At 65.2% G+C, this 24,986-nt stretch carries 30 protein-coding genes and 1 tRNA gene; 17 read left to right on the plus strand and 14 right to left on the minus strand.

The window, feature by feature from the left end; all coding sequences use genetic code 11:
- The first annotated feature begins 66 nt into the window (after nucleotides 1–66).
- The gene (locus tag VJ109_RS15430) at nucleotides 67–360 is read left to right on the plus strand and encodes a DUF8066 domain-containing protein (RefSeq protein WP_324757946.1); all 294 of its coding nucleotides are present in this window, start codon (nucleotides 67–69) and stop codon (nucleotides 358–360) included.
- A gap of 58 nt (nucleotides 361–418) precedes the next feature.
- Complete coding sequence (locus tag VJ109_RS15435) at nucleotides 419–1,312, plus strand: J domain-containing protein (protein ID WP_324757948.1); 894 nt, start codon at nucleotides 419–421, stop codon at nucleotides 1,310–1,312.
- A gap of 2 nt (nucleotides 1,313–1,314) precedes the next feature.
- On the opposite strand, the gene VJ109_RS15440 is transcribed toward VJ109_RS15435, so the two are convergent.
- Genes VJ109_RS15440 through VJ109_RS15450 form a run of 3 tightly spaced genes read right to left on the minus strand, consistent with a single transcriptional unit; the run spans nucleotide 1,315 to nucleotide 2,891 of the window.
- Nucleotides 1,315–2,103: a M14 family metallopeptidase gene (locus tag VJ109_RS15440; protein WP_324757950.1), complete on the minus strand. Its 789-nt coding sequence runs from the start codon at nucleotides 2,101–2,103 to the stop codon at nucleotides 1,315–1,317.
- Nucleotides 2,104–2,147: 44 nt separating this feature from the next.
- On the minus strand, nucleotides 2,148–2,630 hold the full coding sequence (locus tag VJ109_RS15445) for a DUF309 domain-containing protein (RefSeq protein ID WP_324757952.1): 483 nt from the start codon (nucleotides 2,628–2,630) through the stop codon (nucleotides 2,148–2,150).
- Between the two features lie 42 nt (nucleotides 2,631–2,672).
- Nucleotides 2,673–2,891, minus strand: coding sequence for a hypothetical protein (locus tag VJ109_RS15450; protein ID WP_324757954.1), 219 nt, complete (start codon nucleotides 2,889–2,891; stop codon nucleotides 2,673–2,675).
- Between the two features lie 191 nt (nucleotides 2,892–3,082).
- Here VJ109_RS15450 and VJ109_RS15455 point away from each other — a divergent pair.
- From VJ109_RS15455 to VJ109_RS15470, 4 genes are all read left to right on the plus strand, one after another.
- A tRNA-Leu gene (locus VJ109_RS15455) sits at nucleotides 3,083–3,166 on the plus strand.
- Nucleotides 3,167–3,376: 210 nt separating this feature from the next.
- Nucleotides 3,377–3,577 (plus strand): hypothetical protein, encoded by a 201-nt coding sequence (locus VJ109_RS15460; protein ID WP_324757956.1) that lies wholly within the window; start codon nucleotides 3,377–3,379, stop codon nucleotides 3,575–3,577.
- 53 nt (nucleotides 3,578–3,630) lie between these two features.
- Entirely contained in the window at nucleotides 3,631–4,452 is an 822-nt protein-coding gene (locus tag VJ109_RS15465; RefSeq protein WP_324757958.1) for an inositol monophosphatase family protein, read from the plus strand.
- A 70-nt stretch (nucleotides 4,453–4,522) separates the two neighbouring features.
- Complete coding sequence (locus VJ109_RS15470; protein WP_324757959.1) at nucleotides 4,523–5,671, plus strand: DUF63 family protein; 1,149 nt, start codon at nucleotides 4,523–4,525, stop codon at nucleotides 5,669–5,671.
- Nucleotides 5,672–5,678: 7 nt separating this feature from the next.
- On the opposite strand, the gene VJ109_RS15475 is transcribed toward VJ109_RS15470, so the two are convergent.
- The 3 genes from VJ109_RS15475 to VJ109_RS15485 form a co-directional block, all read right to left on the minus strand.
- The gene (locus VJ109_RS15475; RefSeq protein ID WP_324757961.1) at nucleotides 5,679–7,373 is read right to left on the minus strand and encodes a YcaO-like family protein; all 1,695 of its coding nucleotides are present in this window, start codon (nucleotides 7,371–7,373) and stop codon (nucleotides 5,679–5,681) included.
- A gap of 45 nt (nucleotides 7,374–7,418) precedes the next feature.
- Nucleotides 7,419–8,237, minus strand: coding sequence for a transcriptional regulator TbsP (tbsP, locus tag VJ109_RS15480; RefSeq protein ID WP_324757963.1), 819 nt, complete (start codon nucleotides 8,235–8,237; stop codon nucleotides 7,419–7,421).
- Nucleotides 8,238–8,441: 204 nt separating this feature from the next.
- Nucleotides 8,442–10,526, minus strand: coding sequence for a hypothetical protein (locus tag VJ109_RS15485; protein ID WP_324757965.1), 2,085 nt, complete (start codon nucleotides 10,524–10,526; stop codon nucleotides 8,442–8,444).
- 164 nt (nucleotides 10,527–10,690) lie between these two features.
- Here VJ109_RS15485 and glyA point away from each other — a divergent pair, with 164 nt between their 5' ends.
- The 5 genes from glyA to VJ109_RS15510 all read left to right on the plus strand — a co-directional run bounded on the left by glyA (nucleotide 10,691) and on the right by VJ109_RS15510 (nucleotide 14,876).
- The gene (gene glyA / locus VJ109_RS15490) at nucleotides 10,691–11,938 is read left to right on the plus strand and encodes a serine hydroxymethyltransferase (protein ID WP_324757967.1); all 1,248 of its coding nucleotides are present in this window, start codon (nucleotides 10,691–10,693) and stop codon (nucleotides 11,936–11,938) included.
- A 47-nt stretch (nucleotides 11,939–11,985) separates the two neighbouring features.
- A complete protein-coding gene (locus VJ109_RS15495; protein ID WP_324757970.1) occupies nucleotides 11,986–12,804 on the plus strand; it encodes an alpha/beta fold hydrolase in 819 nt (272 codons plus the stop codon).
- A gap of 37 nt (nucleotides 12,805–12,841) precedes the next feature.
- Complete coding sequence (locus tag VJ109_RS15500) at nucleotides 12,842–13,405, plus strand: hypothetical protein (protein WP_324757972.1); 564 nt, start codon at nucleotides 12,842–12,844, stop codon at nucleotides 13,403–13,405.
- Nucleotides 13,406–13,484: 79 nt separating this feature from the next.
- A complete protein-coding gene (locus VJ109_RS15505; protein ID WP_324757974.1) occupies nucleotides 13,485–14,378 on the plus strand; it encodes a bifunctional methylenetetrahydrofolate dehydrogenase/methenyltetrahydrofolate cyclohydrolase in 894 nt (297 codons plus the stop codon).
- 3 nt (nucleotides 14,379–14,381) lie between these two features.
- Entirely contained in the window at nucleotides 14,382–14,876 is a 495-nt protein-coding gene (locus VJ109_RS15510; protein WP_324757976.1) for an NUDIX hydrolase, read from the plus strand.
- 1 nt (nucleotide 14,877) lies between these two features.
- Here VJ109_RS15510 and VJ109_RS15515 read toward each other — a convergent pair whose 3' ends face one another.
- Nucleotides 14,878–15,597 (minus strand): DUF7117 family protein, encoded by a 720-nt coding sequence (locus tag VJ109_RS15515; protein WP_324757978.1) that lies wholly within the window; start codon nucleotides 15,595–15,597, stop codon nucleotides 14,878–14,880.
- A 585-nt stretch (nucleotides 15,598–16,182) separates the two neighbouring features.
- On the opposite strand from VJ109_RS15515, the gene VJ109_RS15520 reads away from it, so the two are divergent.
- Nucleotides 16,183–16,458, plus strand: coding sequence for a PadR family transcriptional regulator (locus VJ109_RS15520; protein WP_324757980.1), 276 nt, complete (start codon nucleotides 16,183–16,185; stop codon nucleotides 16,456–16,458).
- Nucleotides 16,459–16,488: 30 nt separating this feature from the next.
- On the opposite strand, the gene VJ109_RS15525 is transcribed toward VJ109_RS15520, so the two are convergent.
- Nucleotides 16,489–16,920, minus strand: a complete 432-nt coding sequence (locus tag VJ109_RS15525) for a DUF5796 family protein (RefSeq protein ID WP_324757982.1) — start codon at nucleotides 16,918–16,920, stop codon at nucleotides 16,489–16,491.
- 96 nt (nucleotides 16,921–17,016) lie between these two features.
- Between VJ109_RS15525 and VJ109_RS15530 the strand changes: the two genes are divergently transcribed.
- Both VJ109_RS15530 and VJ109_RS15535 read left to right on the plus strand, forming a co-directional pair.
- Nucleotides 17,017–17,874 carry a shikimate kinase gene (locus VJ109_RS15530; protein WP_324757985.1) on the plus strand — a complete coding sequence of 286 codons (858 nt, stop codon included), beginning with the start codon at nucleotides 17,017–17,019 and terminating at the stop codon, nucleotides 17,872–17,874.
- Nucleotides 17,871–18,164: a chorismate mutase gene (locus VJ109_RS15535; RefSeq protein WP_324757987.1), complete on the plus strand. Its 294-nt coding sequence runs from the start codon at nucleotides 17,871–17,873 to the stop codon at nucleotides 18,162–18,164. Before VJ109_RS15530 ends, VJ109_RS15535 begins: the two co-directional genes overlap by 4 nt.
- Before the next feature lie 144 nt (nucleotides 18,165–18,308).
- Here the strand turns inward: VJ109_RS15535 and VJ109_RS15540 are convergent, their stop codons facing one another.
- Nucleotides 18,309–18,989: a carbonic anhydrase gene (locus tag VJ109_RS15540; RefSeq protein ID WP_324757989.1), complete on the minus strand. Its 681-nt coding sequence runs from the start codon at nucleotides 18,987–18,989 to the stop codon at nucleotides 18,309–18,311.
- Nucleotides 18,990–19,147: 158 nt separating this feature from the next.
- Between VJ109_RS15540 and VJ109_RS19545 the strand changes: the two genes are divergently transcribed.
- A complete protein-coding gene (locus tag VJ109_RS19545) occupies nucleotides 19,148–19,390 on the plus strand; it encodes a HalOD1 output domain-containing protein (protein WP_434737263.1) in 243 nt (80 codons plus the stop codon).
- Between the two features lie 86 nt (nucleotides 19,391–19,476).
- Here the strand turns inward: VJ109_RS19545 and VJ109_RS15545 are convergent, their stop codons facing one another.
- Nucleotides 19,477–20,067, minus strand: a complete 591-nt coding sequence (locus VJ109_RS15545; RefSeq protein ID WP_324757991.1) for an arsinothricin resistance N-acetyltransferase ArsN1 family B — start codon at nucleotides 20,065–20,067, stop codon at nucleotides 19,477–19,479.
- Between the two features lie 92 nt (nucleotides 20,068–20,159).
- Between VJ109_RS15545 and VJ109_RS15550 the strand changes: the two genes are divergently transcribed.
- A complete protein-coding gene (locus VJ109_RS15550; protein WP_324757993.1) occupies nucleotides 20,160–20,720 on the plus strand; it encodes a sugar O-acetyltransferase in 561 nt (186 codons plus the stop codon).
- 3 nt (nucleotides 20,721–20,723) lie between these two features.
- Here VJ109_RS15550 and VJ109_RS15555 read toward each other — a convergent pair whose 3' ends face one another.
- Entirely contained in the window at nucleotides 20,724–21,116 is a 393-nt protein-coding gene (locus VJ109_RS15555) for a CopG family ribbon-helix-helix protein (RefSeq protein WP_324757995.1), read from the minus strand.
- Nucleotides 21,117–21,236: 120 nt separating this feature from the next.
- Between VJ109_RS15555 and VJ109_RS15560 the strand changes: the two genes are divergently transcribed.
- Nucleotides 21,237–22,085, plus strand: coding sequence for a sulfite exporter TauE/SafE family protein (locus tag VJ109_RS15560; RefSeq protein WP_324757997.1), 849 nt, complete (start codon nucleotides 21,237–21,239; stop codon nucleotides 22,083–22,085).
- Between the two features lie 4 nt (nucleotides 22,086–22,089).
- Here the strand turns inward: VJ109_RS15560 and VJ109_RS15565 are convergent, their stop codons facing one another.
- The 3 genes from VJ109_RS15565 to surE form a co-directional block, all read right to left on the minus strand.
- Nucleotides 22,090–23,013: a DMT family transporter gene (locus VJ109_RS15565; RefSeq protein WP_324757999.1), complete on the minus strand. Its 924-nt coding sequence runs from the start codon at nucleotides 23,011–23,013 to the stop codon at nucleotides 22,090–22,092.
- A gap of 62 nt (nucleotides 23,014–23,075) precedes the next feature.
- Nucleotides 23,076–24,125, minus strand: a complete 1,050-nt coding sequence (locus VJ109_RS15570) for a lysylphosphatidylglycerol synthase transmembrane domain-containing protein (protein ID WP_324758001.1) — start codon at nucleotides 24,123–24,125, stop codon at nucleotides 23,076–23,078.
- A gap of 44 nt (nucleotides 24,126–24,169) precedes the next feature.
- Nucleotides 24,170–24,967 (minus strand): 5'/3'-nucleotidase SurE, encoded by a 798-nt coding sequence (surE, locus tag VJ109_RS15575; RefSeq protein WP_324758003.1) that lies wholly within the window; start codon nucleotides 24,965–24,967, stop codon nucleotides 24,170–24,172.
- Nucleotides 24,968–24,986: the final 19 nt, after the last annotated feature.

The raw sequence follows: 24,986 nt of genomic DNA on the forward strand, positions 1-24,986 counted from the left end.
GGGCGTCGCAAAAAGATTCACTTGTGGCGAAACACTTTCGACTGCGGCAGTCCAGCGTGGATGCGTATGCCCTCCGACTCGACCGATCGCACGATCAAGACTCTACTGGCCGTCGGGAGTGTGCTGGTCCTGGCGTACAGCCTGGTCATCGCACAGCAGATTCTCCTCGGGGTTCTCGCCGCCGTCGTCCTCTGGGGTATCTACCTCGTCTGGCGACTGATCAGCGTCCTCGAACGGATCGCGGGCTCGCTGGAGTACCGCATCGCCCAGTCCGAGCGGGAGCCTGACGAACGGACGGCCAGAGAAAGTGAGTTCGACGGCGGCCGGGAGCGAGAACGGGAGCCCGAACACGAACGCTGAGAACCGGGCGCAAGGATTTATACCGACCTGTTACTCATCAAGAACTAACTGGCCGTCAATGACCGAGACGTACTACGACGTACTGGGGATCGCCGAGGACGCTTCGGTAGACGAAGTTGAGACGGCGTACCGCGAGCGCCTCAAGGAGACACATCCCGATGTCAGTGACGACGACGACGCACAGACGGCCACCCAGCGGATTGTCGAGGCCCGCGACGTACTGGTCGACGAAGACGAACGAGAGACCTACGACCGCGTGGGACACACCGCGTACGTCGAGGGTGAATCGACGGCGACGACCCCCGAAAGCGACGCCTCCGCCGCGGCACGCCAGGCGGGATACGGTGAGGAGACCGACGGGTCGGCCAGCGAGTCGTCCACGACGCAGTCCCACGACTCGGGGAGCGGCGGTCGCGGGCGTACCGACCGGGAACGTCGTGCCCGTGAACGCGTCTCCCAGGACGCCGGCCGGTCCCGGCGTCGCCGGAGGACCGACAATACGGGGCCGACAGCCAATGCGTCGGCCGCCGGCGCGACCATGGGGGCGTCGGCGTCCGGATCGCCGAGTGCGAGCGGTTCCTCGACCGACTACGCCGTCAGACAGGACCACAACCCCGTCAGAAAGCCCGAAGACCTGATTCCCAGCGGTCGCGAACTCACGGTTCTCGGGCTGTCGTTCGCGTTCTACCCCGTATTGCTCGCCAGCGCGGTGTTCCCACCGTTCCCGCTGTGGGTGAACGTGTTGGTCGGCCTCTGTGCGGTGTTCGTCTTCGGCTACCTCCAGTCGATGCCCCGGATCGCCGTCGCGGTGTTCGGCGGCTGGAGCCTGCTCGCACCGCTGATCCTGCTCGGGTTGCCGTTCGGCATCTTCTCGATCGTCGGCATCTTCACCCTCTGTGGGACCTGGCTCCCCTTCGCGTTCTCGGTGTTGACGCTCTCGATACTCCGATAAGGTCAGTCCAGGACGCCGATCTTCTCCGCAGTGTACCCGAAGACGTGTTCGTACCCCTCCGGGGAGAGCAACACGGGGTGGAACGGCTCGTCGGCGACGACGGTTTCGCCGTCCGCAGCAGCGATCGGTTCGCCCTCCGGAACCTCCTCGAAGTTCCGGGCGAACACCTCGTAGCTGTCCGCCGCGTCTTTCGGGATCGGCTCGCCGAGCTGGAACACCGGAAGTGGGTCCGTTCGAGTCGTCGATGCAGCGTCGGTGACGCCGGTCGCTGCGAGGAACTCACGGATCACTTTCGCCGCGTTCGTCGCGGCTGTCGACGATCCCTGATAGCCACATTCGACTTCGATGGTGGAGGGGACCGCCGAGAAGATACGGCCCTCGTTTGCTCCCGCTGTTCGGACGACGGCGTTGACGGAGAGTTGCGGGCAGATCTCTCGTGCCAACGGTGTCACGTCGTCGACCAGGGCAAAGAGGTCGTCGTAGGACTGCGTGGAGTGCAGTGCAAGCACCGTACATCCCTCCAGTTCGGCAGTGAGTTCGGCCGCCAGTCGCTCCTCGTGGACGTCCGATTCCGCCGAACCCGGGAACAACCGGTTGAGGTCGGCGTCGACGTACCGGGTGCCCGCCGCGAGCGCTCGTTCGTTCGCGACGACGAACTTCACCGGCCGCGAGACTTCGGGCGGGTCCGCGAGCACTGCCTCGATACCGGCCGGACCGCACGGTTCGTCACCGTGGATTCCGCCGACGACTGCGACTTCGGGCTCCCCCTCGCCCAGTTGCTCGACTCGCATTATCTACTGGTACGGCCCAGGACATTTAGCGACTACGGAGTCGGTCAGTGGTCCAGTTCCTCCGCATAGGCTACGTCCTCGGGGCCTGCTTCGGGATAGCCGTCGTCGAGACGGATCTGCCATCCCTCGAGCGCCGCGGGGTCCGAGAGCGCGTTCGTGACTGTCGTGCGAACGTCCAGCAGGTCGACTCCGTAGAAGTCACCGGGGAGGCCCTGGAAGTACTGTAGCGACGTCCGAAAGAGCGATCGCATCCCTTCGTCGTTCTCGAAGTCGAAGTGTTTGTACGCGCCGGCGGCGACCTGGACCATCCCGTGGAGGAACTTGCTCTCGGCGGTCCCGCGGCCGTAGTTGTACCATTCGTCCTCGAAACAGTCGTGTGACTCGTGGAACTCGCCGGAGTTGTACAGACGCACGCCGTGGACTACGGCCTGCCGGAGCGTCGCGTGCTCCCACTGCCCGTCGGCCCGCCATCCCGTCGGGTTTCCGACTGGCGGATCGACCGACGGGTCGCGCGTGTGGTCGTCCATACCACGTGTAGGCCGCCGGCTCGGGTCAATCCTCCGGTCGACCTACAGGTCGTAGCCACACTCCGGGCAGGTCCCGGTCGCTCCGTCGGCCGAGTGCTGACAGCGGGGACAGACCACCTCGTCTTCGACCCCACCCGTGTTCTGGTAGCTGGCCTCGTCCCGGAGCGCGAACGCGACGACAGCGACGAGAATCAACAGGAGTAAGACACTCACGACGGGCAAGGCGCCGTCGAACTGGAGCGCCATGCCAGCGACACTCATGCCCCCATCGTCACTAGGGAGGCCTATATACGTTCTGCCGAGCGTAATCAGTTCTCTGCCTGCAACCGACACCCAGCGATGCCCCGTGTTCGTGTAACCTTTATATCAGCGACCACTGAAACCCAAGTGCGGAATTCCAAAACTCGAAAACGGCACGCGAGAGGCTGTAAACGGTACCGTGCCATCGATGTGCGAGGGTAGCCAAGCCTGGAAACGGCGGCGGACTCAAGATCCGCTCCCGTAGGGGTCCAAGGGTTCAAATCCCTTCCCTCGCACTGTTGGACCCACGCGGTCCCTCGCATAACAGTGCGGAAGACTGCAACGGAGCGGTCTTCCCTCGCAATTCCTACGGACGACCTGTTCGGCAGCGACGCGTCGAACCCCCAGCGACGACTAAATTCACGATAGCGGTTCCGCTGTTGAGTCGGTCCCTCACCCCTCTACCGGGGCGTAGATTTATGCCGATAGAATTGGTACGTTGTGGCATGGCAACCGACCACTCCGACGGGTCGCGTCTGCGAGTGCCACCGTTCGAGAACACGGCGTTGTTCTCCATCGAGACGGACGATGGGTACGTCCGCATCGAGCAGTCCCTCGGGAACCAGGTACGCTACACTCCCGAAGAAGCGAGAGAGATCGCACACGAGATCCTCGATACGATCGACACTGCCGAGAGCGAGAACTAACTGGTTTTGCTGCATACCGAGGTGGTTTGAAGCCGGGGGTGCCAGCGCAAGGCATGACCGACAGACACCACAGAGCAGCGGTGGCCGAGCGCGCTGCGAGAGCGGGCGGAGCCGTCGCCCGCGAACGGTTCCGTGGGGCGCTGACCGTCGAGACGAAAGCCAACAAGAACGACGTGGTGACCGAGGCAGACAGGGACGCCCAACAGCAGGTACTCGCGACGATCCGGGCGGAGTTTCCGGGCGATACGTTCGTCTGCGAGGAGGATATCGGCTCCGTCCCGGGGACGGACAGCGAGGGGCTCGTCGACAGCGTTCCCGACGCTGGACCCACCTGGATCGTCGACCCTATCGACGGAACGGCGAACTTCGTTCGCGGGATGCCGCTGTGGACGACCTCCGTAGCGGCGGTCGTCGATGGTGAACCGGTCGGGTCCGCAACGTACGTGCCGGCACAGGGCGATCTCTACGCGGCGGGAGAGAGCGCAACCCGGGACGGGGCGGGGCTCACAGTCAGCGACCGAACCGATCCGGAGACCTTCGCCGTCGCGGCTGTGGGGTGGTGGGATCGGGACGACCGCAAGGAGTTCGGTCGGCTCTGTACCGCCGTCGTCGAGCGGTTCGGGGACATGCGCCGGTTGGGGTCGTTCCAGTTGACGCTGGCGACGGTCGCCGACGGTGGGTTGGAGGGGGCGATCTGTACGCGCCCGATGAACTCGTGGGATACCGTCGCCGGCGTCCATCTGGTTCGGAAAGCGGGCGGGACTGTGACGGATATCGACGGGAACCGATGGAGGCACGACAGTGACTCGCTGGTCGCCTCGAACGGCGAGGACCACGAGAAACTGCTGGCCGCGGCGAACCAGGCGCTGACCTGATCGAGACGGCGATGCGGAGCGCGCACACTGGACCGGAAGCCTGAAACCGACTGCCGCCGGTCACTCCGCCATGAGCACGCTCGATCGGGTCGTCGACGAGTACGGGGCCGAGCGGCTGTGGATCGCCTCGTTCGTCGGGTTCGTCCTCGCCGGTGTCGGTGCCGTCCTGGTCGCTCCCGTTCAGGTCTGGGACCGGTTCCTCTGGCACTACTTCTGGGGGCCAGTCTACGCTGACGCGAAGGCGGCAAGCTGTGCGGTCATGACCGACCAGGGTCCACAGGCGCTGTATCAGGGCTGTACCGACGCGATCGCTGCCGGTCGGATCGTCGCGGAACCGGGCTATACGATCGTCTCCGAGGTCGGCTACATGCTCATCCTCGTCTACATGCTCGTCGGGGTCTACCTACTCCTCGAGAACCTCGACGTGGCCGAGGACCTAGAGCTGTACTTCGCGCTCGTCCCGTTCATGCTGCTTGGCGGGGCGCTCCGGACTGTCGAGGACCTCGGCGACCGCGCCCTCGAAGCCGGGGTCGATCCGCTGATCACGTACCCGCTGAACTCGCTGATCATCAGCCCGGTCATCTACGGGAGCGTCTTCCTCCTGACGCTCGTGTCCCTGATCGCCTGTGTCTGGCTCGACGCCAACGGCTACGTCGACAGCTACTACCGGGCGACAGCGGCGCTCGGGGGAACCTTCGTCACGGTAACGCTCGCGTACCTCACCATCGCCGGTCTCACAAGGGAGTACGCGACGCTGTACCCGTCGGTCCTGCTGGTGACTGTCGTGTTGGCGTCGGCCCTCTCGTACGGGCTCTATCGGCTGTACGACGCCGTCTGGCCGGCGGTCAACGTCGGGACCGGTGCGGTCGGGCTGTTGGTCATCTGGGGCCACGCCATCGATGGCGTCGCCAACGTCGTCCTCGCTGACTGGCTCGACGTCCTCGGTGTCCCACTGACCTATTATCCGAAACACCCGGCTAACGCGTTCATCATCTCGGTCACCGAGTCGCTCCAGCCGGCCGGACTGACCGCCGCCGTTGGGACGTCCTGGCCGTTCCTGATCATCAAACTCGCAGTCGCGTCGCTGGTGGTATCGCTGTTCAACGACGAGTTCCTCGAAGAGAGTCCCCGCTACGGGCTGTTGTTGCTCGTCGCCGTTACGGCGGTCGGTCTCGGTCCGGGGACGCGTGATATGCTCCGGGCGACGTTCGGAGTCTGACTCGTTTTCAGGGATACGGGTGGTGTGCCCGGTCCAGTCGCGGTTCGAAGCCCAGTTCCGCCGGGACGGACCGCGCCCGATCGCCGAAGTAGCTGTTCCCGAAGAACAGCGGTTGTGCGCTCGGACAGACGACACGGACGGCTTCGAACCCCATAGCTTCGAGGTCCCGCTGTGTCAATCGGACGCCGTAGGGCTCGATGCCGGCTTCTGTAACTCGCTCGATCAGCGTTTCGAGTTCGGTCTGGGGATCGCCAACCCGATTCGGGCCGAGACTGCCGACCGGGACCGCCGTCTCCGTGTCGGTCAGCGACTGGACCGACCGGGGCCGATCCGCGTAGCGTCCGATGGCGCCGTCGGCGTTCTGCGCCTCCGACCGCCCCATCCCGCGCAGTTCCATCCAGTTCTGGAGCGCTTCGGCGAACGCACCGGCGGCGGCCTGACCCGGATCGAGGTTCGCGTCCATCCCCAGGGCGAACTCCGGCCAGGTCTCACCCTCGACCGCGACGGCGACGACCGGAACGTCCACGTCCTGGGTCAGCAACAGCGGCGTCACGGACAACCCCTCGGCGCTTGCCCGTCGACGCAGCGTCTCGAACTCCTCGTGGTCGTCGACACGCACGGCCAGGGGCTCGTAGGTGGAGTACCACGCCAGGATCGCCGCATCGCGTTCGACGATCTCGTACAAACCCGCAAGCAGCGCGTCGGTCCCCGAGCTTCCCAGTCCCAGCCCGGTCGTGGTCGCGGGTCTGACCCGTTCGGACGGCGGCGGATAGACCACCGTCTCGACTGGGAGGCTCGTCTCGGAACCGGTAGCCAGGTGCTCGCCGGGAACCCAGCCAACGGGCGGATCGGTCGTATCTGCTTCTGGTGTGACGAACGCGTCCGGGCCGACGTGGTCGGCCGGCGGTCGCTCGGTGAAGGTCGCGGTTCGATAGACGCCGGCGGCGTACCGCTCGTAGCTCTCGCCGAGGGCCTTCATGAACGCGGTGTCCCAGTCGACGGCGACGCCCGCGGCTTGCCGAGGCGCCGTGACATCGCTGAACCCGCTCGTGTCACACACGGTCGAGAGATAGTACGGAGCGGGGAACGACTCCGCTTCCCCGACTTCGGTGACGATACCCGTCCGCTCGTCGACCCCACGCTCCGCACGCGTCAGCGCCTCAATATCGTCGTCGTCGGTCCCGCGCCGAAGCTGCCAGTCCCGCTCGCTATCACAGTGACAGCCCGGGACCGGGAGGAACTCCCGCTCTGTGTGTGGGACTTCGACGATGGTGCCCGCCAACTCCCCCGGGCTATCGAGCGTCCGCGCGATCCGGTGGCCGGCCACGGCACCGGCGTAGTGCTGTGTCACGGCGTCCGGGAGTTCGGCCCCCTCAGCGGGCTGTTCGGTCGCGGCCCCGATGCGTGTCTTGAGACAGTCGTAACAGCCACTTTCCGGCCCGAACCCACTGACTGCGGCGTCGACGACCGGGTAGCCACCGATGCCGCCGAGTTCGACGGCGACCCAGTGACGTCCGTCGGCACGCGCACGCTCGGCGACCGTCTCGACGGCGTCGGCACCTGTCCGGTCCACGACGACGACGAACGCAGCCTCGACGGCGTCGGGGTCCTGCTGGTGCTCGACGGTCGTTCCTGTCTCGGAAAGCGCGGCAGTGAGTGCGTCTGCTGCCGGCCCGCTGCCGACAACGGCGACAGGTGTCATACCTGCCGACTCACGGAGGGCGGTCAAAAGCCTGTATGTCTCGGTTCAGGCCGCGAGGATGCTTTGAGCGACTGTCGCGAGTTCGTCGGCATCGGCGTTTTCGAGCCGTTCGTCCCCCAGCAGCAGGCGGAGTCGCGGACGACCGACGTCGATCGGAACCTTCTCGGTGTCGATCAGCCCCATCTCTTCGAGCTTGGTCTTCGTCCGGGAGAACGTCGCCTTGCTCGCTAGCCCGATGTCCTCACCCCACTTACTGATGTCATAGAGGAGTTCACCGTTCCGGGCGGCGACGAGGAGACTGATCGTGACCTCGTCGAGTCCATCACCGTCGCCACGGGCCGTGGTCAGGGAGTCGAGGACGCTGTCGAAGTCCGTCGCCGTCTCCGGCCCGATGTCGGACTCGAGCGTCGACTGGACGCGCGAGAGCGGAGGCGTCCGGAGCGAATACTCCTCCGCATCGGACCACTCGGCGCTGTACTGGTCGTAGGCTTGTTCGACGAACTCGTCGTCCTCGGTTCCCAGGCCGCTTGCCGTATCGCCGATCTCGACGATCGCGTGGACCGTCTCGGGTGTTACGGCGATGGAATGGTTCGGAACGTCGTCGAGTACCCGCAGCGAGAGCTGCCCGGTCTCGATCAGATCGGCGGCCGTACTCGCGACGAGGAAATCGTCCATGACGTCTTTCAGCGCCCGTTCGTCCGCGAGCATACGGACCGTCGGGGCGTCTTCGACTCGCTGAAGGGTCGAGACGAGTTCCGAGATCGTCTCCCGTGACGGGTTGACGATGTACAACGGCTCTGCTGCCTCCGTGAGTATCGTTGACAGCATCGAGCGGCTGTCGTCGTGCAGTAGCGCAGCACTCATGGTATAACTAAGTATATAGAAGCCTATCGTATTTAATTTTATTTTCTCGAACTCATTGAATTCTCGTCAGTACTGTAAACACCCAGTTACGTGTTACCATAAATATATTCTCTCAGAAGCATTAACTGACTGCAATTTGCTCCCGTATCAACAGATACCAAGACGGTTCCCGGGCGAAATCGATTGTCGAACGGCGCTGTTCGGTTACTGCCCGAGTGTGTCTGCGAGTTCCTCCGACCAGTGGAACTCGCCACCGTAGATTACTGGGAGCGACCGCTCTTTGAGGACATCGACGAGTTCGCTGGCGGTGACTGTGTACTCTCGGGTACGACCGTTGATAGCTTCGGTCCCGCCGTCGAACGGGAGTTGGTAGCGTTCGCCCGCGCGTCGCGGTGAGACGACATCGTACGTGAGGTTGTACCCGTCGTCGCCGTCAGAGAGCCAGAGGACGGCCGGTTCACCCGGGCTGGGGAGAATCGCGTACGTCCCGTCGCCGACGACCGCGTAGTCTTTCCCCATCACGATCCGGCGCCGTGCAAGCTGGAGCGCACGGTCGATACTAAACCCGTGGACCAGCAGCCGTGCAAACGCGGTTCCGACTGTGGCCGCGTGTTTGTCCAGTACGTCGGTGAACGTCACGGCTCCCGCAACCGCTCCCCGTCTAACGAAGTCCAGTCCCTCGTCGTACGAGCCACAGGCGTTCAGGAAGAACGTCGGCGTTTGCACCTCGGTGAGTTCACAGGCCGAGAAGGACCCGTCGGGACAGCGGAGCCCGTCTTCGTCACAGTGGCCGATGTAGTGGACGAAGTCGTTGTTCGCCTCGAAGACACTTCCCAGACAGTCGGTCGGGAGCTGTTCGTGGACGGTCACGTCCATCGGGAGGCCGTCTGCCCGCTCGCGATAGATCTCCGCGACGGCACTGTGTTCGTCGCCCATCTCGCGGTCGTTGAGGACGACTGCGACCTGGAGCCGGTCGTTGTCTCGGTCCCGGAACCGGTATCGGTTCTCGTAGGCCGCCGGGATCGTCTTGTGTGCGTCGATCGGTGTCCCCGGTGCGAGCCAGGCGTGAATCCGACCGGCCTGCAGGTTGGGGGCGAGGACCGACGATCGGTCGGCGCGCGCACCCCGGGTCGGGTATGCGTCCGAGAGCGTCCGCTCTAGCAGGTCGCTCCGGTCGAGTTCGGTCCCATCCGGCAGGTAGATCAGGCTGAGCTTGTCGAGCAGGAAGGGGAGACAGCGAACGCGTCCGGCCGACGGGCGTGCGTACGTCGACAGATGCCAGTCCGGCAGAGACTCAGCCACTCTGCCGGCCGGGATATCGAGATACCGATCGAGGCGACCGGCGGGCGAGAGTTCCTGTACCGTTGCGGGATCGATGTCGATATCGGCAAGCAGGTTCGCGTTGGCGCGGTTGGGATCGACCCGTCTGACAAGACAGTCGAGATAGAAGACGTGCCGCAACAGCGCCGCGACATCCTGCTGGAACGCAGGCAGCGGGTCGAACTCGTGGTGGACGGCGCCGTCAGCCGTAGTCAACACAGGCGTGTTTCGGTCGGCGATACTCATCTCCGCCCCGAGATAGTACGCCAGCGGTGCTGCCACGAACACTGACGGGAGTTCCGCGGGGAGTCGGAGTTCGATGCCGGTCTCCGTGCGGTCGCTCTGCACACCGTCCGGAACCGACAGCGACTCGCCGACTGTCAACAGGGGTGGATGATCCCGGAGTCCCGGATGGGACCGCGACGGTGCGATGGTGTGGTGCGCAACGCTCAGCGCGGAGACACCGGCTGCGATACCCGCCGGAGAATCCGGGACCGTGATTCGACCCGGCGTCGTGCGTGCGACCTCCCGGTAGCCAACGGTAACGGGTTTCCGGTCCCAAAGTGAGAGGACGACGCCGTCGTCGGTCGGTCGGAGCGATGCAGGTCCCTCGAAGCGGACGAATACCCGGCAGGCACGGCCAGTCAGCGGATCGGTCGTGTCGCCGCCAGCCGTTCGCACCGTCGTCGTGACGAGGAACCCACCGTCGGGGAGTTCGGACGCGGTTGTCAGCTGGTACTGGGCGTCACACGAGAGCGACGTTACCGTCGTTTCGCTCCCCGGGAGGACTAGTCGTGCCGTCTCGCCGGCGAAGCTTCCGTCGGTTCGACGGGGGATCGGGCGGTCAGTCGTCTCGTTGCACTGCCCGAGCTGTGCGCGGATAGCTGCTGGGACATCCTCGTCAGAGACGCCACCAGCTACTGTCGAGGCGGACTCGTCTGCCGGGTCTGTCACCCCCCAGGTGACCATATGTGCTATCGTGTGTCTTTCTGGGATATATACATGCTGGTCGACAGATCGACCCGCCGGAGCACAGGAGGGGATCTGCTGGTCCCCGTGATGGTTCTGTGACACTCTGACATGCCCCGCACCCAAAGGGTAGATTATTGACGGGGCCGTCCCGAGTGGAGAATATGACCTACGAGACAGTACGGGAGGCGGACCCGGCGGTCGCAGACGCCTTGGAGGGCGAGCGACAGCGACAGAACGAGACGCTGGCGATGATCGCCAGCGAGAACCACGTTTCGGAGGCGGTCATGGAGGCCCAGAGTTCCGAGTTGACGAACAAGTACGCGGAGGGGTATCCGGGTGAGCGCTATTACGGCGGTTGTGAGTTCGCTGACGATGTCGAGGAGTTGGCGATCGAGCGCGCCAAAGAGCTGTGGGGTGCCGAGCACGTCAACGTCCAGCCCCACTCGGGTTCCCAGGCCAACATGGGCGTCTACCTCGCCGTTCTGGACCCGGGCGACAAGATCCTCTCGCTGGATCTGACCCACGGCGGCCACCTCAGTCACGGTCACCCGGCAAACTTCGCCGGCCAGGTCTACGAGGTCGAGCAGTACGAGGTCGACGAGGAGACGGGCTACATCGACTACGAGGCGTTGGCCGCGACGGCGGAGTCCTTCGAGCCGGATATCATCGTCTCGGGGTACTCGGCGTACCCGCGGGAGGTCGAGTTCGAGCGGATTCAGGAAGCGGCTGATTCCGTCGGCGCCTACCATCTGGCGGATATCGCACACATCACGGGCCTGGTGGCCGCCGGAGTGCACCAGTCGCCGGTCGGGATCGCGGACTTCGTGACGGGGTCGACCCACAAGACGATCCGGGCGGGCCGGGGTGGGATCATCATGTGCGACGAGGAGTACGCGGACGACATCGACAACGCGGTGTTCCCTGGCTCCCAGGGCGGGCCGCTGATGCACAACGTCGCGGGCAAGGCGGTTGGCTTCGGGGAGGCACTGAACCCCGAGTTCGAGGCCTACGCCGACCAGACCGTCCAGAACGCGAAAGCGCTGGGCGACCAACTCCAGGACCACGGGCTGGAACTGGTTTCGGGGGGCACGGACAACCACCTCGTCCTGATCGACCTGCGACCCTCTCATCCGGACACGACGGGCAAAGAGGTCGAAGAAGCACTGGAAGAAGCCGGGATCGTCCTGAACGCGAACACGGTGCCAGGCGAGACGCGCTCGGCGTTCAACCCCTCGGGTATCCGGGCAGGCACGCCCGCGCTGACGACGCGTGGCTTCGACGAGGCCGCCTGCCGCGAAGTCGCGGACCTGATCGCCGAAGTCGTCGACGCGCCCCACGACGAGAGCGTCGTCGCCGAGGTCAGCCACCGCGTCGACGAACTCACTGACGACTACCCGCTCTACGACTGAGTCGTCTTCCCCGACGGTTTTTATCGCCTGAGTCCTCCGAGCAGCCGATGCCAGGCGGGGCTCCGACCGCGATGTACCGCGAGCGGATCGGCGCGCTGTCGACTGTCTCGGGCGATGGCCCGCCGGTCCTCTGTCTCCACGGGACGCTGATGGACCGGACGATGTTCGATCCCCAGCGCCGAGCGCTGTCCGACGACTACCGCGTGGCTGCCTACGATCTCCGTGCGCGGACCGAACACGCCGTCGACCCGTACGACCTCGACGACCTCGCGGCCGACTGCCTCGCGGCGATAGACGCACTGGCGATGGACAGGCCGGTTCTGGTCGGCATGTCGATGGGCGGGTTCGTCGCCCTGCGGACGGCGCTGGCTGCGCCCGACCGCGTCGCCGGGCTCGTCTTGCTGGACAGCACCGCCCTGCCCCACTCACCGACACAACGGGAGCAGTACGGCGCGCTGGTCGAGCCGCTGGCGGGCCAGTCGACGGTCCCGTCGCCGATGGCTGACGGGATCGCGGAGTCGCTGTTCGGCGAGACCACCCGCACCGAACGGCCCGCACTCGTCGACGACTGGATCGCTCGCTGGAAAACCTACCGCGGTGGGGCCGTCTACAACGAGGTTCACTCCTGGCTCGATCGGCCCGGAACGGTCGACCGACTTACGGCGATCGACTGCCCGGCACTCGTGGTCCACGGTGCCGAAGATGCGGCGATCCCCCCGGACCTCGGCAGACAGACCGCGGACGCGTTACCGCTCGCCCAGTTCGAGACGGTTGAGGATGCGGGACACACTGTGAACCTGGAGCGGCCCGCGGCCGTGAACGACCACATCCGTCGGTTCCTCGATGGTGTCGTCGACACACATTGACCGGGGACTTTTCTCTCGTCCTGACGAGCGGACCGGCATGGACACGCCGACACGACGCCGGCTTCTCGGGCTCGTCGGCGGCGGCGGCCTCGTCACAGTTGCCGGCTGTAACGAGTCGTCGGAAGGCGACGAGGGCGGACCGACGGCCACGTCGGCCAAGCAGACGACGACCGAAGGCGATACGCCGACGGATCGCCGGACGGAGGCGGACGGTACCGCGACTCCCGAACTCGATCTGCGTGAGGCTAACGTCGTCGGTGTCGCGGTCGAGTCCACCGACGATGACCAGTACCGGTTCGACGTGGCGCTCTACCACGACGACGACGGCGAGGACGGCTACGCCGACTGGTGGCAGGTCGAGACGCTCGACGGGGAACAACTCGGTCGACGCGAGCTGCTGCACGCACACTCGACGGCCCCGTTCACGCGGTCGGAGACCGTCTCGATCCCCGACTCGGTCTCCTGTGTCGTCGTCCGCGGCCACGACCAGACCCACGGCTACGGCGGGCAGGCGATGCTCGTCGGGCTTCCGGACGGGGCGACGAGCCCCCGGCAGCAAGGGGGCGACCGTCGGGAGTTCACCGTCGAGGCGTGCCCGTAGCCAGCCACGCGTGACTGTGACACCGTTACCGACAGTGTCATAGTGACGTTTTTGCCTCGTGGGAGTCCCACTCCAGGTGATGACAGAGATTATCGACGGGAACGCGGTCGCCCAGTCGGTGCGGGACGACCTCGCGACGGCTATCGACCAACTCGCAGACGAGGGCGTCCAGCCGTCGCTGGCGACGGTACTGATGAGCGACGACCCCGCAAGCGAGACGTACGTCTCGATGAAACAGGACGACTGTGCGGAGGTCGGCATCGAGGCCATCGACATCGAGATCGACCCCGAAGCCGACGCCGACGAGTTGTACGACACTATCGACGACCTCAACGCCGACGGGAACGTCAACGGCATTCTCGTCCAGATGCCCGTCCCCGACCACGTCGACGATCGGGCGGTCCTGCGGGCGATCGACCCCGAGAAGGACGTCGACGGGTTCCACCCCGAGAACGTCGGCCGCCTGGTCGCGGGCGACGCCCGGTACAAACCCTGTACCCCCCACGGCATCCAGAAACTGATCGAAGCAGCCGGCGTCGACACCGAGGGGAAAGACGCCGTCGTCGTCGGCCGATCGGACATCGTCGGCAAGCCGATGGCGAACCTGCTCGTCCAGAAAGCGCCCGGCGGCAACGCGACGACGACGGTCTGTCACTCCCGGACAGAGGACCTCGCCGCGAAGACGGGCGCGGCGGACATCGTGATCGCGGCCGCCGGCGTCCCGGAGATGATCGACGGCGAGATGCTCAAGGAGGGTGCGACGGTCATCGACGTGGGGATCAACCGCGTCGACGCCGACACCGAGAAAGGGAGCGAACTGGTCGGTGACGTCGACTTCGAGAGCGCCAAGGAGGTCGCCGGCGCGATCACGCCGGTCCCCGGCGGCGTCGGGCCGATGACCCGCGCGATGTTGCTGTACAACACCGTCAAAGCCGCGAGCCGCCAGCACGGGATCGACGTCGACCTCCCCTGAACGATGTCCCTGGAGGCGTTTACCGACCGGGATGTGGTGACGCGCCGAGTCACGCGAGAGACCGACGCCGCGAGCTTCGAATCGATCCAGCGTCGGATCGAGGACGGCCTGGAGTGGGGCGTCGGCGGACTCGTCGAGGATGACGACGGCCGTGTCCTGTTCGTCCGTGAGGGCGACAGCTACGAGGACGCGACCTGGAAGCTCCCCGGCGGTGGCGTCGAGGCGGGCGAGAGCCGTGCCGAGGCACTCGTCCGAGAGATCCGGGAGGAGACCGGCGTCACGGTCGCCGTCGAGGAGTTGCTGGCCGTGAGCGAGGTCACCGTCGCCCACGGGGATCGCTCGTCCCAGTTCCACTTCGGGACCTATCGGGCGACTCCCGAGACCACGACGCTGACAGCGGACCCGGGCCTCGCCGACGAGGGGATCGTCGAGGTCGCCTGGACCGACGCGATCCCGGAATCCGCCCTCGACGCGGCGTTGCTCCGTCGGGTCCGGTGAGCTACGAGCCGTCCTCGATCCCGGCGAGCCAGTTGTCGGCGGTGACGTAGGCGTTCTCGTCGCCCTCGCTCGCGAACCGTCCGAGGTCGCGGGCCGCGCTGACCAGCCGGTCTGCGTCGGCGGGCTCGATGTCGCCGTCGAGCGCCTCGATCCGTTTGCGGTGATCGCGAATACGTCCGGAGAGCCGTCGCGCCTGCTCGCTCGGATGGTCGTCGAGGTACGTCCGGAGGTCGCGCTGGTAGTCCTCGACGGCAGCGGTCATCGCCAGTCCGTAGGGAGATCGCAGTGTCGACGGTACCTCGTCCGGCGCCGGCCGCTCGCCCGCGTCGGCACCGCTCAGCAGGTCGTAGAAGTACAATTCCACGTCGTCCTCGACCCGGAGACCGCGTCCGATCTCGTCGCCCACTGCCTGGAGTTCCCGCGCAGCAACGAACGTCTCGTCGAGGGGTCGAAGCTCGCCGGCGTCGATGAACCCCCGCTTGCGGGCGTAGCTCCGACAGCGCTCCGCCGCTTGCGTCGCGAGTTCCTCGACCGTATCCCGTTCGATCCGGTTCCGGACCGGCGTCAGGTCGAGCGTCGCAGGGGCGTCCGTGTGACGCGTCCGATCGTCGATCCCCACGCTGTGGACGCTCCCGCACTCCGGACAGGCGATACTTCCGGTCTCGTAGTAGGACCAGCGGGTCCCACAGTCCTGACACTCCCGCTCACCGCGGACTCTCATGCGGTACTCTCGACGCCGAGGACTCAAGTGCGTTCCGCGCTCACTCCCTTACGTGGAACCCGGTCCCCGACAATTTGATTCTCGGACAACCACTTCGAAAGATAACACGCTCTCACCGGTGCCGGTACATTTAAGTTCCTCACTCTCCTTCGCCTAAGTGACGCTTCGCTTGGAGGGCCGAAGCGTCAGCGGGGACCAATTCAGGGCGGCAAGCGGTCGTGTTTTCTCACGACCGCTTTCCACTTACTTCGCTTGATCGACACCGAACAGCGGTAGTGCTGTCGTTCCGTCTCGTTGCCCGTCACTGTTCGAGGAGCCTGTCGGCCGCGGACCGCAGGCGGGACGGATTTATTCGGACCGACCAAGTGTGTGCCCTCGGTGTATCGTTCCAGTACAAGTAATACCTCATCGTCATCTTCCGGGGAGTGAAGAATTCCTGACTCGAAACCCATCGTTCGTGATTCGTCCCTTCCGGGCTCTTTCCAGGCGGTCTTATCCGGTGTACGGATCTCCAGACTGACCGGAAACCCTCTGTTCCGACATATTTAAAAGATTTAGACAGTAATGTGTGAGCAGGAGAACCCTATGCACGACCTGACCGGCTTCCAGCGCGACCTCCTCTATGTCATCTCCGGATTAGAGGAACCCCACGGGCTGGCGATCAAGGACGAACTCGAAGAGTACTACGAGAAGGAGATCCACCACGGACGCCTCTATCCGAATCTCGACACGCTCGTCGACAAAGGACTCGTCGAGAAAGGACAGCGTGACCGGCGGACGAACTTCTATACGCTGACACGCAGGGGGCGTCGCGAGATCGAGGCTCGACGCGACTGGGAAGCGCAGTATATGGAAGAGTAACGGCGCCATCCCGCGGGGTCTCGGCACTCGCTAGTCCGTCTCCGGAACGACCTCGTAACTCCGTTCGCCGAGTTCGTCCTCTTCGAAGACGAAGATCCGACCGTCAGCGACGTCGAAGTCCACGTCGACGACGACACGCATCTGTTCGTCCCGAACGGTGATCCCGGGAAACAACTCGTCGTCGTCGCCGTCGTCGAGAATGACGCGGCCGACGCCGGTCTCTTCGAGGATGTCGTCGTGGGTCCGGAGGTCGTTGACGTAGACCAGGATGCCCGTGGTCTCGCTCCGGTCGGTCACCAGCACGTGGGTGTCTTTTCCGGGCGGCGTGCGGACGCTGCCCTCGACGGTTTCGGGGACGCCGTAGTAGTAGACGCGCCTGCCGTCGAGATACTCGACGACGACGCCGTCTTCGGTGAGTTCGACGGACAGCGTATCCGGCGGAATGTCCGAACGGTTGCTCATACGCGACGTTTCATCCGGGTAGGCAAAAGCCACGCGCTGTCGATCCGACCGCTGGTTCCACAGGTGGTAAGTACTCCCGGACGGGAGTAGCGGTCGATGGAAGGTAAGGCAGTGGCACCGGCGGCGGGCACCGTCCTCAACGCCCTCGCGACCGGGCGCGGATCGGCGTTCGCCATCGACGAGTACACGACTGCGACAGTCGAGGTGACCACGGAGACGGGCGTCACCGGCGCGATCGACGGCGCGCCCGAGGCGGATACGCGACTGATCGAACGCTGTGTCGAATACGTCATCGATGCCCACGGCGACCAGGACGCTAGCGGCGGGCACGTCTATACGGAGAGTGAGGTCCCGATGGCCTCCGGGTTGAAAAGCTCCAGCGCGGCCGCCAACGCCACGGTGATGGCGACGCTGGAGGCCCTCGACGCGACCGACCAGATGTCGCGTGCGGATATGGCTCGACTCGGCGTGATGGCAGCCCGCGACGTCGGCGTGACGATCACCGGCGCGTTCGACGACGCCTCGGCCTCGATGCTGGGCGGGGTCACCGTCACCGACAACGAGACCGACGACCTGCTGTCCCGCGAGGCCGTCGAGTGGGACGTGTTGGTCTGGTCCCCACCCGAACAGTCCTTCTCTGCGGACGCCGATGTCGAGCGCTGCAAACAGATCGCTCCGATGGCCCGACTGGTCGAGGACCTCGCACTGGACGGGGAGTACCAGCGGGCGATGACGGTCAACGGCCTGGCGTTCTGTGCCGCGCTGGGCTACGACACCGATCCGCTCGTCGAGGGGATGGCAGCCGTCGAGGGCGTCTCCCTCTCGGGAACCGGCCCCTCGTTTACCGCCGTCGGCGACCGTGAGGCACTCGAAACCGTCAAGAGCTACTGGGACCGCCGAGACGGAGAGACACTACTGACGACCACACAGACAGCGGGAACACAGACAGCATGAGTTCAGAGCCAACCCCCGAAGACATGTCCCTGGAGGAACTGCGCGACGAGATCCGGACTATCGACCGCGAGATCGTCGAGAAGATCGCACAGCGGACCTACGTCGCCGACACGATCGCGCAAGTCAAAGACGAACAGGGCCTGCCGACGACCGACGAGCAACAGGAACAGGCCGTGATGGACCGCGCCGGCGAGAACGCCCAACAGTTCGACGTTGACGCGAACCTCGTGAAAGCGATGTTCCGGTTGCTCATCGAGTTGAACAAGGTCGAACAACGAGAGAACCGGTGAGAGCGGCAGCTAACCGATACTGTTCGGGAGATCCGTTCCTCATGACTCTTGACGCACTGGGGAGTTCGGATCGAAGCGTCGGCTGCTGACAGCACGTACCGTATCGACGCGTCACAGAACTGGCGCCCTCGCAGCACTGCCCGCTCAGTACTCCCAGAGGCGATCGATCCGATCCCCGATCTCGGGGTACCGCTCACGGAGCGTGTCGACGCTCGTCTCGCCGTCGACGTTGACGACCTGGAGTTCGCCACGGCGGTCGCTGTACACGTCCTGGAAGTCGTAGACGACGCCGATGACGTCGACGTCGTCAGCCACGTCGTCGCTTTCGCGGAGGAACTCCACCTGCCGATCGACGTTGTACTCGACGAGCCGGTTGATCGCGCCCGCGCGATCGATGTCGTCGGGAAGCGCGTCGACACCGGCTTCGAGGTGTGGTTTGAGCAGGCCGAGACAGTGTTCGATTCCCGGGGGCTCCGAGAGGCCCTCGGTCAGATCGTCGTACGTCGCAGTGACGGCCCCACAGCCGGTGTGACCGACGACCACGGCGGTCTTCGTGCCGGTGTGTGCCAGCGGATAGAGCACGTCGCCGGAGACGGCCTCGCCCGACGTGGTCTGCTGGACGACGCGGTTCCCGATGTTGCTACAGGTGAACAGATGGCCGGGGTCGTCGTTGCCGAAGATGTGGTCTTGCAGGACACGGGAGTCAGCACAACAGACAGTGACGGCTTCGGGATGTTGTGCGTCCTGCACGTCGCCGAACCGGGATCGAAACGAGTCGGCGTGTTCGGCGTTATGGGCGAGTAAATCGGCGACCACCTGGTTCATACGGAATCCACGGTTTGGAGGGATATAGCAGTTGGTGGTCGGGGTGTCACCGAACAGTCCACACACCGCGTTATCCGCCTACTCAGATTGGTCTAATTTCCACCACATCCTAACAAGTAGGGCATTTCTTTTTATATTCTGTCACTTCAACCCACGATATGGTCCGCTCCCTGATCCCGGCAATCACAGAGGCCGTCGCCGATAGCAAAGGCGTGGAACCGGACGAATTGGAGATTACACTCGGCGAGTATATCGACCTGGACGCCGTGGACCAGCTTGTAGAACACAGTACCAGTCCGTGGACACTCAGGTTCGAACTGCCAGACCAAACTGTGACTGTGGCGAGCGACGGAACGATCTTCGTCGATAGTCAGCCGGAACACGACTGTATGACTGCCTGAGCAGTACACACACTGGCTTCGAAGGTGGTTCGATTCTGCTACAGCGCTGCGCTGTGTAGACCGTGCTCTCCTGCTCGATAGCCCCCTCAGAGCGAAATCTCGTCCGTTCCGGTCGCCAGAGCCGACACCTTTCGATCCTGGACCAGCGAATCGAGCGGAGTGGGTTCAGAGGGAGCTTCATCGTCGTCTCGGAGCGTGCGCCCCCACCACTCCACGTCGTGCCACTCGCCGTGTTTGTAGCCGACGTTCTCGTAGGTCCCGACCCGATCGAACCCCATGGCTTCGTGGAAGGCTCGACTGGGTTGGTTCGGAACGGTGATCCCGGCGTAGACGGTCCGGTACCCCTGTCGTTCCAGGACGGCAAACAGGGACCTGTAAAGCCCGCGAGCGACACCGCTGCGGCGGGCGCCCTCGGCGACGTAGACCGACGACTCGACTGCCCACTTGTACGCGTCCCGGTTCCGGTGTGGGCTGGCGTAGGCGTATCCGAGCACCTGCCCGTCGTGTTCACAGACGAGCCAGGGGCGGTGCTCCAGGGTCTCGGTGAGACGTTCGGTGAACGCCGCCTCGCTCGGGAGGTCGGTCTCGAAGGTGATCGCGCTATCCCGGACGAACGGTGCGTAGATCTCACGACAGGCCGGCGCGTCGGCCGGTCTGGCGAGCCGAATCTCGACCATCTGTCCGGGGTAACGCGGGAACGAATATAAGTCGACAGAACTCGCCGCCGAGTCCTCCGAGCTGTTAACCCACCGCTGTGTCTATCGGAGGTATGCCAACCGAGAAGGAGAAGATGCTCGCCGGCGAGCGATACGACCCGAGCGATCCCGAACTGGTCGCCGAGCGCGAACGGGCGCGTGAACTGACCCGCGCGTACAACCGGACCGATCCCGGCGCAGACGGTCGGCGGCGGGAGCTACTCGACACGCTCTTCGGATCGATCGGCGAGTCGATCGTCGTCGAACCACCGGTTCGCTGTGACTACGGCGAACAGATCCACGTCGGCGACGACTTCTTCGCGAACTTCGGCTGCGTGTTTCTCGACATCTGTCGGATCGAGTTCGGCGACCGGTGTCTGCTGGGGCCGGGCGTCCAGGTCTATGCGGCGACACACTCGCTGGACCCGGCCGAACGCGCAGCGGGTATCGAGTACGGCAAGCCCGTGACGGTCGGTGACGACGTCTGGATGGGCGGCCAGGCCGTCCTGAATCCGGGCGTGACAGTCGGCGACCGTAGCGTCGTCGCGTCGGGCGCGGTCGTCACCGAGGACGTTCCCGCGGGCGTGGTGGTCCAGGGGAACCCGGCGACGGTGGTCCGTGAAATCGACGAGTAGCTGTCAGTCATCGTCGCGTATCATCATCACCTTGACGCGGCCGACGGCGTCGAAATCACGGAGTCTGTTGGTCAATGCACGGACTCGCTGGGCCGGTCCGCGACAGAACAGCGACTCCAGACACCACTCGCCCTGGTGGGTGTGGCTCGTGTTCAGGATCACGTCCTGGTAGTCGTGCTGGACGGTGTGGAGCGACTCGATGACGTCGTGGTGGCGGTAATCGAAGCCCACGAGCGCGACGATTTCGCCGGATCGCTCCTCGAACCGGGAGTGGGCTTCGATGTACTCCCGCATCGCTTCCCGGACCGCTCGCGAGCGGTTGTCGAGGCCCTGGTCTTCCCAGACTCGGTCGAACGATCCGACCAGATCGTCGGGGATGTTGAAACTCGTTCGCATCGTCGAACTCTGCTCGCGCGGGACACATGAACACCGCCGGCTCACCTGCGATCGTATGACGATCCCCCCGAACGGGTATTAACTACTCTTAACGGGCCGTTGGTGCTACGTTCGCTCGTGATGATTGAGCGCGAACTGGCCGGCCTCCTCGCCGGTGCCGTCGCCCTCGGAGCGGTCCACGGAATGGAACCCGGCCACGGCTGGCCGGTCGCGGCCGCCTACGCGATGGAGCAGTCAAACGAGTGGGTCTCCGGCATCGCCGCGAGCACCATCCTCGGGCTGGGCCATCTCGTGAGCAGCCTGGCGATGGTGGGCGTGTTCTTCTACGCGAAGTCGTACTTCTCGCTGACGCAGGTCAACGAGCCACTGACTGTCGCCGGTCTCCAGATCGGCGGCCCGGTGAGCGTCGTCGCCGGTGTCCTCCTGATCGTGCTCGGCATCCGGGAGTCCACTGGGGGCCACAGTCACGGGATCAGCGACGGCGACACGCACGACCACGCCGACAGTCACACCCGGTCCGGCGGGCACCACGATCACGGTCATTCCCACGACGGTCACGCCCACGCACACGGCGACGACCGTACCGAACGAAACCACGTCGACGGACTCCGTACCCGACTCGGCGACCTCCTCCCGTTCGTCGGTGGGCACGAACACGATCACGGATCGCTCTCGACGGCTGCCGACCGCGGACTGCTCAGCATCGCTTGGGCCGCGTTCCTGTTGGGGTTTGCCCACGAGGAGGAGTTCGAGATCATCGCGCTCTGTGCGGGATCGAACTACTGTCTGGAACTGATGAGCGCGTACGCAGTCACCGTGATCGCCGGGATCGTCGGGCTGACGGCGCTGCTGCTGGCCGGCTACGACCGCTACGAAGACGAAGTCGAGCGGATCACGCCGTATCTCCCCCTGTTCTCGGCGACCGTGCTGATACTGATGGGTGTCGGCTTCATCACGGGGTTGTTCTGAACGCTCAGTGGTCCCCCTTTGTGGGCCGTTCCGTCCCGATCAGTTCCGCTCTGATCGCGTCCCGTTTCAGCAGGACGAACCCCGCGAAGATGAGCGCGAAGCCGGCGACGGTCGCCGCCGTCAACTCTTCGGGTAGGAACAGGACGCCGGTGATCGCGGCGACGATGGGCGCGGCGTAGGAGACCAGGTTGATCTCGATGGGGCCGAGTCGCTCCAGCAGATCGAAGTAGACCAGAAAGCCCAGCGCGCTCGCGACGACCACGAGATACCCCAGCGCGAACAGCCCCCGGGGCTCCCAGCGGACCGCCGCGAACGACTCCCCGATGGCGGCGCTTGCACCGTGCATGATGACAGCGCCCAGTAGCATCGACCACGCCTCCATCGTCTCGATCGGGAGATCGGCGTCGACGCGGCGGGTGAGGACGCTCCCGAGCGCGAACGCGGTCGCAGCCAGGAAGACGAGAAACAGCGAGACGGTTCGGCTCGTGACGATCGCGCCCTGCTCAGGGTTGCTCAACACGGCGACGCCGACGAAGCCGACGAGCAGGCCGACAACACCCAGTGCGGTGAGTCGCTCGTCGGGGAGGAACACACGAGCGAAGGCGGTCGTCAGGACCGGCGAGAGACTCACGACGATCGCGGCGACGGCGCTGGTGACGCCCAACTCGCCGACAAAGAGGAACGCATGGTAGGCGGCGATCATGAACAGCCCGCCGATCCCGACCAGCGTCCACTCCGGTCGGGTCCGGGGGCGCCAGCGGTCGGTCGTGTAGACGGCGTAGCCAAGCATCAGGAGTCCGGCGAGGTCGTACCGGAACGCGGCAAAGAGGACCGGCGGGAAGTAGTCCAGGCCGGCTTTGATCGCGGTGAACGCGCTGCCCCAGGCGACAGCTAACGCGACGAACAGTAGTGCGTTCCTGAAGCGCATCGGCTCGGTGTCTCCCAGTTCGTGTCCGGCGGTATAACCCTGACCATCGTCGGGCCTCCCGATCAATCCAGTGCGTGCCAGACCGACGCCGAGAGGTACACACTCGCCAGGCCACCGATCGTCAGGACAAGCCAGTACGTCGCCAGACGATACAGGAGCACCCCGGCAGCAGCCTGTTCCAGCGACGCGCCCGTCAGCAGCGTGAACACGGCCGTGAGCCCAACCTCCGAGCTTCCGAGCCCGCCCGGTGTCGGGAGGAGTGTCGCCAGCCCGCTCGCGGGGGCGAGAAACAGCGCCAGTCCGAGCGGGAGCGAGATGTCGACGGCGACGAGGCCGTAGTACAGCGCCAGGCCGAACGCGAGCCACCCGGCGACTCCGAACAGCGCTGCGACCGCGACCCGACGCCTGTCGGCCGTCGCCGCTTCGAATCCCGTGAGAAACGACTCGACGGCAGTCCTGACCCGCGCTGGCTCGACGAGCCGTGCGACACGCTCGGAGAACGGCGAGAGCGCCCAGTGAACGCCAGCAGCAGTGGCGACGACGAGCGTCCCGACGGCGCCACGACGGTACGCGACGAGCGCACTGCCAACGACGAGGACAGCCAGTATCGCTACAGACCCTCCCAGGACCACCGGTCCGTCGAACCCCGGACGGGGCCACAGGACCAGTTCGAAGAGCCCGAGGGCGGCGACGCCCAACGACCCGGCGAAGATGACCAACTCGCTTGCAGTGACCGCCGCGAAGACGTCCCTGAACCGCTGTCCCAAGTCCTCGGAGATGACGTACGCGAGGATGGCCGTCCCGCCGACGTTCCCCAGCGGGAGGATCTGTTTGCCGAAGGTCCCCGAGAGATACCCCAACTGAACGCGGTGGCGGGGAAGCGAGCCGTTCGTCCCCGCCAACAGCGTCGCCGTCGTCAGGCTCCAGCACAACTGGGCGGCCAGTGAGGTCACCAAAGCGAGGACTACGAGCGTCGGATCGGCACCGGCGAGGGTGTCGACGATAGCCCCGGTATCGAGCCCGAATACCAGGAGTGCGATCAGCGCAACCGCCAGCACGATACCGGCCACCTGTCTGAACTGGAGCGAGTGGCCTTCGGTGGCGGTCGCCATCGTACTACAGGCGGCGTCGGCGAGAGTCTTGAACGTATCGGCGGTCAGGCGTCCGGATCGTAGGTCTCGGCCAGTGCGTCGAGCGCCTCGTGATGTTCGGTGGTATGTGGTGCAGTCAGTGGCGAAACGCTGACGTTTCCGTCGACGACGGCACGCCGGTCGGTCCCCTCGGGGTCGGGGATATCGCCGTCGGCCATGTGCTCCCAGATCCGGTCGTGCAGCGTCACCGCGTCGCCGTTGTGGACGGCGTCCATCTCGTAGAGCTGTGAGGGACGCGTGATCTCGATGTCCGCGGGTCCCCACTCGGCGACCGGCGCGTTGACGTTGAGGTAGTCACACTGCTCGAAGACGCCGGCGCCGAGGGCGTGATCGGCCAGGTAGGTAGTCGCACGCGCTGCTTCGCCGTAGCTGTCGCCGTTGGCCTCGATATCGGAGAAGGCGGCGTCTTCTCTGACGGGGATGTACATCGAGACGGCGATCGCGGGAACGTCGAAGAACGTCGCCTCGACGGCGGCGCTGACGGTTCCGGAGCGTCCCAGCACGTACGCCCCGAGGTTGGCCCCGCGGTTACAGCCCGCGATCACCAGGTCGGTCCCGGGGACGAGTGCCTCCAGCCCTGCCACGACACAGTCGGTCGGCGTCCCCTCGACGACGTAGCCGAGTTCGTGGTCGCGGACCTCGACCTCGTGGGAGATCGCTCGGCCGACGGCGCTCTGGTCTTCGGCCGGAGCCACGACAGTCACGTCACCGACCGCCGAGAGTCCCTCGTATAACGCCTGCAGCCCGGCGCTGTCGATGCCGTCGTCGTTCGTCAACAGGATCGCCGGTTCGTCCTCGTTCATACCCTTCGTCGGGCTGTCC

It is taken from the genome of Haloarcula montana (assembly GCF_035666295.1).
Lineage (GTDB): Archaea > Halobacteriota > Halobacteria > Halobacteriales > Haloarculaceae > Haloarcula > Haloarcula montana.